Here is an 8,030-nt window from a genome sequence, read left to right on the forward strand (position 1 = left end):
GGCAGGTCAGGACTGCAGAGTCCTGGCAAGCTCCAGTCGCTTGATCTTCGTCGTAGCAGTCTGCGGAAGCTCGTCGAGCCGCAACTGCACCGGCTCTGCCAGCGGCGGCAGGTCCACCACGGCCGACTTCCACGCGATCTCGTCGAGCGGCGCGTCGTCCCGCGTGCACACCACGGGGACCGCGGTGCCGCCCTCACCGGGGATGATGATGACCTCGACCAGCTCGGGCAGCCGCGTGAAGAGCTTGTCCTCCAGCTCCAGGGTCGACTCGACCCCGGGGATCTCGTCGACCTCGCGGTCGAGCAGGTGCAGACAGCCCCACTTGGTGCGGTAGCCGACATCGCCCATCCGCCACCAGCCGTCGTTGACCTGCTTCTCCCAGCGCGGATGCTCCGCCAGGTACGTCACGATGCGGCCGTCGCTCCGCACCTCGATGTAGCCGGGGTTCTGCTTCGTCGGCGTACGGCCGTCCCTGCTGACCACCCGCACACCGGTCATGCCGGGGAACGGGGCGCCCACACAACGGCCGTTGAAGTCCGCGCCGTCCTTGAGGGAGTAGGTGCGCCCGGCGATCGGGCCGACCTCGCTCTGCCCGTACGCCTGGACGAACTTGGGGCGCTTGCGGGCCGATGCCTTCAGCATCGTATTCACCGTACGGGGGTGGATCGCGTCGAACGTGGAGCTGAAGAACTTCACCTGCGCCAGCGGCCGCCGCGGGTCGTCCGCGAGGACCTCCCAGCGCAGGAACGTGTTGGGGTGCGCCTCGATGAAGCCGGGCGGCACCTGCGTGAACAGGTCGCCGACGGTCTCCGGTTCGTCGTCCTTGAGGATGATCAGCGGGTGGCCCTGGAGGATGGAGATGGGCATGGCCGTGAACATCCGCGAGTGCACGAACGACACGTGCACGGCGACGGGTTCGCTGCGCCGGACGCCCAGCGAGACCACGGTGCCCTGCGGACGGTAGCGGGCCTGGAAGCTGCGGCCGGTGTGCACCGCCAGCTTGGGTGTGCCGGTGGTGCCCGACGTGTGGGTGACCAGCGTCGGGTGGTCGGGCGGCATCGTCACCGCCGGTACGCGCCGGACGTCCGCGAGCGAGGCGAACGGCGTCGCGCCCTCGTACTCGCCGGAGGTGAGCAGCACCCGGCGGGACAGCTCGAAGACCTCGGCCGGCAGGGAGGAGTCCAGCTTGGCCTGGTCGGTGACCAGATAGGGCTGCCCGACCCGCCGCAGCAGCTCGGCCACCGTCTCGCCCTCGAGCTTCGGCGAGAGCAGCACCGGAATGGCGCCGATCCGGGCCACCGCGCAGGCAAGGAGGGAGATGTCGAAGCCGTCGCTCTTGTGCACCACCACGTGGTCACCGGGGCGGGCGCCCACCGACCACAGCCGGGAGGCGAAGTCGGCCACCAGGTCCGCCAGTTCGGTCAGCGAGGCGCGGCGACCCAGGTGGGGGGCGATGTCGAGGTCGTGGTCGAGGACCACGAAGTTGGCGGGATGCCGGGCAGCTGCTCGATCGAACAGCGTGCCCAGGCGAATGCCGTTGTTTCCTATCCGCTGGAGAAACATCTATCCGCTTTCTCGTCCGGGAACATGCATGGCGGTCGGCCCGTCCGCCACTTCGCGCGGCCGTGCCCGCCCGGGGGTCACTTTTCGATGAGGTTCCGGATACGCGCCAGGGTGTCGTCGAGGTCCTGCTCGATCTTGAGGGACCAGTCGGTGATGAACTTCTCGCGCTCCGCCTCCGACATCTCCGCGACGATCTTGTGGATGCCGGCGGTGGCCTTGCCCATGCGGAAGTGGTGCACGAGGACGGCACCCTGGTCGCCGTCGGGCTCGACGTCGAAGCCCCAGACGCTCTCCTGGTCCTCCTGGGCGTGGCTGAGCATCATCCACTGGAAGGTGCGGCCGGGCTCGGCGGCCACGACGCGGGCCTCCGTGAACCAGGTGCCGCGCACCAGCGGGGCCCACGCCACCACGTCCTCGCTGCGCAGGTTCTCCCCGCGGAAGACCGAGCCCACCTGGGAGGGCTCACCGGAGATCCATTCACCGCCGACGCACTCGGGGCTCCACTCGGCGCTGCGCGGCAGGTCGCTGACGACGGCGTAGACGTCCTCGGGGCGCGCGGAGATCCCGATCTGCGCCCGGAGTTCGAACAGGGGTGACTTCTCGATAATCGTGTTGGCCATGTGCAGGACCCTGCCGAGCCGGGGGATCACCGGTCAACGAAGGCCTTTCGGGTTCGTCAGGTTCCGCGCGGCCGTCGTGCGTACCCGCATGACCAGCCGTACGTCCCCGCATGACCGCCGTGCGCGGGCACGCCGCAGGCCCCAGTGTCCCGGTGGACGGGACCTGGGGCGAGGGGCTGCCGAGGAGGCGGGTACGGGGTGTGTCAGGAGGCCACGGACAGCGCGAGGAGGGCGGGTCCGAGCGCACCCCCCAGCTGGTAGCAGAGGTTGAACAGGCCGATGGCCACCGGTCGTTTGCTGCTGTCGACGGTCTGGGTGGCGAAGGCCATGAGGGCACCCTGGCCGCCTGCCGCGGCGAACAGGGCGATGGCCAGGGCCGTCAGGACGACGATGGCCGAGGCGGAGACCGCGGTCAGGACGGCGGCCAGGATGCCGGTGGCGGCCAGGACGACCACGACGGGGACACGGCCCATGCGGATCGCGACCGCCGCGATGACGAAGGCCACGACGGAGCCCGCCACTTGGGAGACCGTGGTGCCCACGCCGATCGCGTCCTCGCTCCAGCCGGCTTCGGTGGAGAGCTGCCCGGGGATGACGAAGAGCAGCCGGAAGAAGGACGTCGCCAGGAGCAGGGCCAGCACGCTGACGCCGATGAACAGCGGCGAGCGCAGCAGGACGACGGGGACGAACCCGTCGGGGCGGGCCTTGATGTGCAGGGCGAGCAGCAGGGCGGCCACCGCCGCGCAGATCGCCGCGGGCAGGGGGAAGTAGGGGATGACGACCAGGGCGGTGGCCAGCGCCGTCAGCAGGACCGCGCCGCGTCCGTCGAAGCGGCTGTCGTCGGCCGGGGCGGTGGGGGCGTGCCGCAGGACGGGGGGCACGAACAGCGCGGCCACCACCGGCAGGAGCAGCACGACCAGCCACGAGGTCCATTCCGTGACCAGCGAGCCGACCAGCGGGCCGACCGCCGCGCAGCCGGCGATCGTCGAGGTGATCAGGCCCATCCGGCCGGCGGTGCCCGCCAGGTTCATCGCGACGGCGATCAGGCCGGTACTGCCCAGGGCCTGTCCCGACCGGCCGACGAGGACCACCGGCAGCCAGGGCGCGACGGCCACCACGACGGTGCCGACGACCAGCAGGACGGTGCTGACGATCAGCGCGGTGCGCAGTCCGCGCCTGCTGATCAGCCCGCCGGCCAGGGGGGTGCCGACGGCGATCGACAGGGCCGCGATCGTCACCAGCCAGCTGGCGACGTCCAGGGTGAGGCCGTAGCCGTCGGCCATCTTGGGCAGGACGATCGCAGGTGCGGCCACGCCGAAGGTCGCCGGGGCGGCGATCAGGGACAGCCACAGTCCCGCGACCCGTGGTGGGTTGGAGTCGCTCCGGTCCGTGTCCGGCGTCGTCAGGGCTCGGGGTGGGCTGGGTCCATCGGACTGGACGGCCATGGTCTCTCCTGTGTACGAAGGCTGGTCTGAGCGGGGGGGAGGCCGTAAGGGCCTTCAGGCCGCGGCGCGTCCCCGGCCCAGGGCTGCGGCGATCTCGATGACGTGGCGGGCCTGGTACTCGACGGCGGCGATGTTGTCGGCGGGGACGATGCCCGGCTGCTTCTGGTGCGAGTGGCTGGCGGTGCCGTAAGGGCAGCCGTTGGCGCGGCGCTTGCTGATCACCTCGTGGGTGATGCCGTTGGGCACGATGACGCCGCCCCAGTGGCAGAAGGTGTTGTGGAGGCCGAGCACCGCCGTCTCCTGGCCTGCGTGTGCCCCGTCGCCCGAGGTGAACGCGGTCACGGGCTTGTCGTGGAGCTTGCCCGCGATGGCCATGTCGGTGGTGGTGTCGATCCACTCCATGAGCTTGGGGGCCGGCAGGCCGTAGCGGACCGGCGTACCGATCATGATCGCGTCGGCCCACTCCAGGTCGGCGAGTTGGGCCACGGGGATCTCGGCGGTGGCGTCGGTGTGCTCGGTCCACACGGTGCGGTCGATCCAGAGCAGGTCGGCGGTGTCCTGCCCGGGGACGGCTTCGCCGATCTTGCGAAGCCGCACCTCGGCACCGGCCTTCTCCGCCGCCTGCGCCGCGGCGAGGGCCAGTTGATGGACGTGTCCGGTGGCGGAGTAGTAAACGATCGCGACGTTCGTCATTCCTGGGGTGCTCCCTCTGCGGGCGGTTCGGACAGGCGCTGCGGGCGGCGCTGCGGGCGGGAGGTCGGGCTGACCGACGGCAGGCCATCGGCGACGTGCCGGGCCAGCGTGAGGGGAGGCGTCTTCAGCGGCAACGTCGCGGCTCGCACTATGTCAACTGGGCGGCAGGACCTGACAGATCGCCGGTGCGGTCCTTGCCGGTCGATTCGCCGGGGCGCTTCAGTCGGCCGCGGTGCACAAAAGATCGCAGAGACCGCAGAGTCCGCAGAGTCCGCAGATTCCCTATCCCGCAGGGGGCCCGCAGTGTTGAACGACGCCACCGTTGATCTGTATCTGAAGCGAATCGGTGCGGAACGCCCGGAGAAAGCCGACCTGGACGCACTGCGGCAGTTGCAGGAGCGCCACATTCTCTCGGTCCCGTTCGAGAATCTCGACTACCACGACGGCACGCCGATCCAGCTCGACGAGAGCCTCGTGGACAAGATCGTGCACCGCGGTCGCGGTGGCGGTTGCTACGAACTCAACCCGGCCTTCGGTTTCTTGCTCGAGGCGCTCGGATATCAGGTGGAGATCCTGCCGGCCCGGACCTACAGCGGGGAGAAGATCGGCCCGCCCCTGGTGCACCTGGCCCTCCGGGTGACCCTCGACGGCGAAAGCCTCCTGGTCGATGTCGGATTCGGCAAGTGCCCCCGCGGGCCGCTCGTCTTCGGCACTCCCGGCGAACAGTCCGACGCGCACGGCGCGTACGAGCTGGTGCCCGTCGGAAACGGCGAGGTGGACGTCCTCCTCAAGGGCAAGCCGCAGTACCGCATCGATAACCGCCCCGCCGACCTGGACGCCTTCCTGCCCACCCTGTGGTGGTACCGCACGGCGCCCGACTCGCCCTTCCTCCAGTACGTGTTCGCCTCCCAGGTCACCCCCTCGGGGCGCGTGAGCATCCGCGAGAACACCCTCACGGTGACCGAGAACGGGCAGCGCCGCACCGAGGAACTGACCACCGACGACGCCGTGGTGGCCGCCTACCGCACGCACCTGGGAATCGATGTCGAGCGCGCACCGAAGACCACCGCCTCGTACGCGGGCGACGAAGTGGACATGTACCTCAACTGACACGGCGGAAAACCCCGCTACGAAATCGACTGGCGCCCCTCGAACTGGCCGACAGGAATGGGTGAATGGGTACACAAGAGCGCAGCGGTACGGCAGATCTGCTGGCCGCCGATGCCGCCCGGGAGTGCGTGATACGCGAACGCTGGGCGCGCGACACCGGGCAATGGGACGAAATGGCGGCGAGCTACTATCTCGACACACGTATCGCCGTCGGCTGGGCGTCGTGCAGCGGCGAGGAATTCATCGCCAACACCCAGAAACTGGCCGCCACCACGCGCGGCCAGGGCCTGCACCAACTGGGCCCCATCCAGGTCCGGGTGAACGGCAACCGGGCCTTCGCCGAACTGCCCGCGCAGATCGTCATGCCGGTCGAGATCGACGGCCAGGAAGCGACGCTCTTCGTATGGGAGCGGATGTGCTTCCGCGTCGAGAAGCGGCAGGACGACTGGCGTATCGCGGAATTCCGGGCGGTGTATCTCAAGGACTCCGCGGCTCCCGAATACGTGGGGGACCGTATCTCCCTCGACACCGAACTGCTCAGCTCCTACCGGCGTTCCTACCGCTACACCCAGTACTGGTCGAACCAGGCCGGCTGGGGAAACCACCCCGACCGGCCGGGTATCGACCGCCCGGAGCTGATGCGCGAGGTGTACGACAGCAACGCCCGGTGGCTGGCCGAGCCGGGACAGTGACCCGTCCGCGACCCCCTGAGGAACGGCGCACCCACCCATCGACCCCGAACGGCCAGGAGCACACGACCATGACCAGCACCGACGCGGCGAGCACGGACACGAACAGCACGCAGGCGGTGGCGGACCGGCAGCTCCCCGCCGGCCTGCCCCCGGAGCTCTTCGCCCACGCCCAGCAGTCCGACCCCATCGAGTTCGACCTCCTGGACCGCACCTGGGACCTGCTGCCCGGCGTCTGGCCGCCCTACATCTCCCCCGAGACCAAGGGCTTCACCGACTGGCTGCCCTACCCCGAGGGCGGCTCGCTCCTCGAGGTCGGCAGCGGCTGCGGCGTCACCTCCGTGATCGCGGCCCTCCGGGGCGTCGGCCAGGTCACCGCCCTGGACATCACCCAGGAAGCGGTGGACAACACCCTCCTGAACGCCGCCCGGCACGGGGTGGCCGACCACGTCCGCGCCCTGCGCAGCGACATGTTCGCCGCCCTCGACCCCGACGAGCGCTTCGACGTCATCTACTGGGACTCCAACGCCCTCCTCGCACCGGACGACTTCACCTACACCCACTACATGCAGCGGGCCATCATGGACCCCGGCTATGCAGCGCACCGCTCCTTCCTCGTCGACGGCCCCCGCTACCTGGCCGACGGCGGGCGGCTCTTCCTCGGCTTCAACGACCACGGCGACTGGGACAAGCTGGCCGAGCTTGAGCAGGAGGCCGGGCTGACCCGCACCGAGCTCGGCGTCCTGGAGTTCGTCAGCAACGGCAGCACCGCCAACTTCCGCCTCCTGGAGTACCGCACCCATGGCTGACATCGCAGGCGGGACGGGTGCGCCCCCGATACCGGTGAGCGTCCTGGGCACCGGGTCCCATGTGCCGTCCCTCGTCATCACCAACGACGACGTCGGCGCGGAGGCGGGCGTCACCGACGAGTGGATCGTACGCAAGACGGGCATCCACGAGCGCCGCTACGGCAAGGGCGACGAAGCCACCTCGGACCTGGCGGCCGCGGCGGCCCGCGCCGCACTCGAGGACGCGGGCGTCGCCGTCGCCGACCTGTCGCTGATCATCGTCGCCACCTCCACCCCGGACTCCCCGCAGCCCCCGACGGCCACCGTCGTCGCCGACCTCCTGCACGCGCCGAGCACCGCCGCCGCCTTCGACCTCAACTCGGTGTGCAGCGGCTTCGTCTACGCCCTCACCGCCGCCGCGAGCATGATCGCGGGCGGCGGGCACGCCCTGGTCATCGGCGCGGACATGTACAGCAGGATCACCGACCCCACCGACCCGCGCACCCGCGTGCTGTGGGGCGACGGCGCCGGCGCCGTCGTCCTGGGCCCCGCCACCGGCCGCAGCACACTGACCGCCACCCGCCTGCTGACCCACACCGAGGGCCGCGAACTCATCCAAGTCCCCGCCGGCGGCACCCGGTTGGGCACCACGGCCGAGACCTTGGCCGAGGGGCTGCACTACTTCGCCATGAACGGACGCGGCGTCAAGGAGATGGTGTACGCCACGCTCCCGGAGGCCCTCCGTACCTTCCTCGACGACGCGGGCATCGACGCGGCGGAGCTGGCCCACATCGTCCCGCACCAGGCCAACGCCGTGATGCTCGCCGAACTGCACGAGTCGCTCCCCTTCCCCCGGGCCCGGATGCACACCACCGTCACCGAATACGGCAACACCGGCGCCGCGTCCATCCCCCTCACCCTCGACGCGGCCGCCCGGCAGGGAGCCCTGCGGCCGGGCGAGAAGGTGCTGCTCTGCGCGTTCGGCGGCGGCTTCAACTTCGGCTTCGCCGTCATCGAGTGGTGAGAAGAGTGGTGAGCAGTGTGGTGAGAAGAACCGAGTGGTGGCCCTTGTAGGGCGGCCCCACGACGGGCGACGGCCCGGTGCGCAGCGCTGCGCACCGG

General features: G+C 70.2%; 8 protein-coding genes. 4 read left to right on the top strand and 4 right to left on the bottom strand.

Annotation, left to right across the window (positions count from 1 at the left end):
- Positions 1 to 6: 6 nt before the first annotated feature.
- The 4 genes from RCO28_RS33210 to RCO28_RS33225 all read right to left on the bottom strand — a co-directional run bounded on the left by RCO28_RS33210 (position 7) and on the right by RCO28_RS33225 (position 4,321).
- A complete protein-coding gene (locus RCO28_RS33210; RefSeq protein WP_308945054.1) occupies positions 7 to 1,563 on the bottom strand; it encodes an AMP-binding protein in 1,557 nt (518 codons plus the stop codon).
- Between the two features lie 77 nt (positions 1,564 to 1,640).
- The gene (locus tag RCO28_RS33215; protein WP_308945055.1) at positions 1,641 to 2,183 is read right to left on the bottom strand and encodes an SRPBCC family protein; all 543 of its coding nucleotides are present in this window, start codon (positions 2,181 to 2,183) and stop codon (positions 1,641 to 1,643) included.
- Positions 2,184 to 2,386: 203 nt separating this feature from the next.
- Positions 2,387 to 3,628, bottom strand: a complete 1,242-nt coding sequence (locus tag RCO28_RS33220; RefSeq protein WP_308945056.1) for an MFS transporter — start codon at positions 3,626 to 3,628, stop codon at positions 2,387 to 2,389.
- A gap of 54 nt (positions 3,629 to 3,682) precedes the next feature.
- On the bottom strand, positions 3,683 to 4,321 hold the full coding sequence (locus RCO28_RS33225) for an NAD(P)H-dependent oxidoreductase (RefSeq protein ID WP_308945057.1): 639 nt from the start codon (positions 4,319 to 4,321) through the stop codon (positions 3,683 to 3,685).
- A 303-nt stretch (positions 4,322 to 4,624) separates the two neighbouring features.
- Here RCO28_RS33225 and RCO28_RS33230 point away from each other — a divergent pair, with 303 nt between their 5' ends.
- The 4 genes from RCO28_RS33230 (at position 4,625) to RCO28_RS33245 (ending at position 7,932) form a co-directional block, all read left to right on the top strand.
- On the top strand, positions 4,625 to 5,431 hold the full coding sequence (locus RCO28_RS33230; RefSeq protein WP_308945058.1) for an arylamine N-acetyltransferase: 807 nt from the start codon (positions 4,625 to 4,627) through the stop codon (positions 5,429 to 5,431).
- Positions 5,432 to 5,496: 65 nt separating this feature from the next.
- Complete coding sequence (locus tag RCO28_RS33235) at positions 5,497 to 6,123, top strand: nuclear transport factor 2 family protein (protein ID WP_308945059.1); 627 nt, start codon at positions 5,497 to 5,499, stop codon at positions 6,121 to 6,123.
- Between the two features lie 68 nt (positions 6,124 to 6,191).
- Positions 6,192 to 6,929 carry a methyltransferase domain-containing protein gene (locus tag RCO28_RS33240; RefSeq protein WP_308945060.1) on the top strand — a complete coding sequence of 246 codons (738 nt, stop codon included), beginning with the start codon at positions 6,192 to 6,194 and terminating at the stop codon, positions 6,927 to 6,929.
- The gene (locus RCO28_RS33245; protein ID WP_308945061.1) at positions 6,922 to 7,932 is read left to right on the top strand and encodes a ketoacyl-ACP synthase III; all 1,011 of its coding nucleotides are present in this window, start codon (positions 6,922 to 6,924) and stop codon (positions 7,930 to 7,932) included. Before RCO28_RS33240 ends, RCO28_RS33245 begins: the two co-directional genes overlap by 8 nt.
- Positions 7,933 to 8,030: the final 98 nt, after the last annotated feature.

Origin of the sequence: Streptomyces sp. LHD-70, from assembly GCF_031157275.1 — a bacterium.
Taxonomy (GTDB): domain Bacteria; phylum Actinomycetota; class Actinomycetes; order Streptomycetales; family Streptomycetaceae; genus Streptomyces.

What these genes read in the sequence shown, in the direction of transcription:
- RCO28_RS33210 (WP_308945054.1), bottom strand. Translation starts at nt 1,563, where the DNA reads ATGTTTCTCCAGCGGATAGGAAACAACGGCATTCGCCTGGGCACGCTG.
- RCO28_RS33225 (WP_308945057.1), bottom strand. Translation starts at nt 4,321, where the DNA reads ATGACGAACGTCGCGATCGTTTACTACTCCGCCACCGGACACGTCCAT.
- RCO28_RS33245 (WP_308945061.1), top strand. Translation starts at nt 6,922, where the DNA reads ATGGCTGACATCGCAGGCGGGACGGGTGCGCCCCCGATACCGGTGAGC.
- RCO28_RS33240 (WP_308945060.1), top strand. Translation starts at nt 6,192, where the DNA reads ATGACCAGCACCGACGCGGCGAGCACGGACACGAACAGCACGCAGGCG.
- RCO28_RS33235 (WP_308945059.1), top strand. Translation starts at nt 5,497, where the DNA reads ATGGGTACACAAGAGCGCAGCGGTACGGCAGATCTGCTGGCCGCCGAT.
- RCO28_RS33220 (WP_308945056.1), bottom strand. Translation starts at nt 3,628, where the DNA reads ATGGCCGTCCAGTCCGATGGACCCAGCCCACCCCGAGCCCTGACGACG.
- RCO28_RS33215 (WP_308945055.1), bottom strand. Translation starts at nt 2,183, where the DNA reads ATGGCCAACACGATTATCGAGAAGTCACCCCTGTTCGAACTCCGGGCG.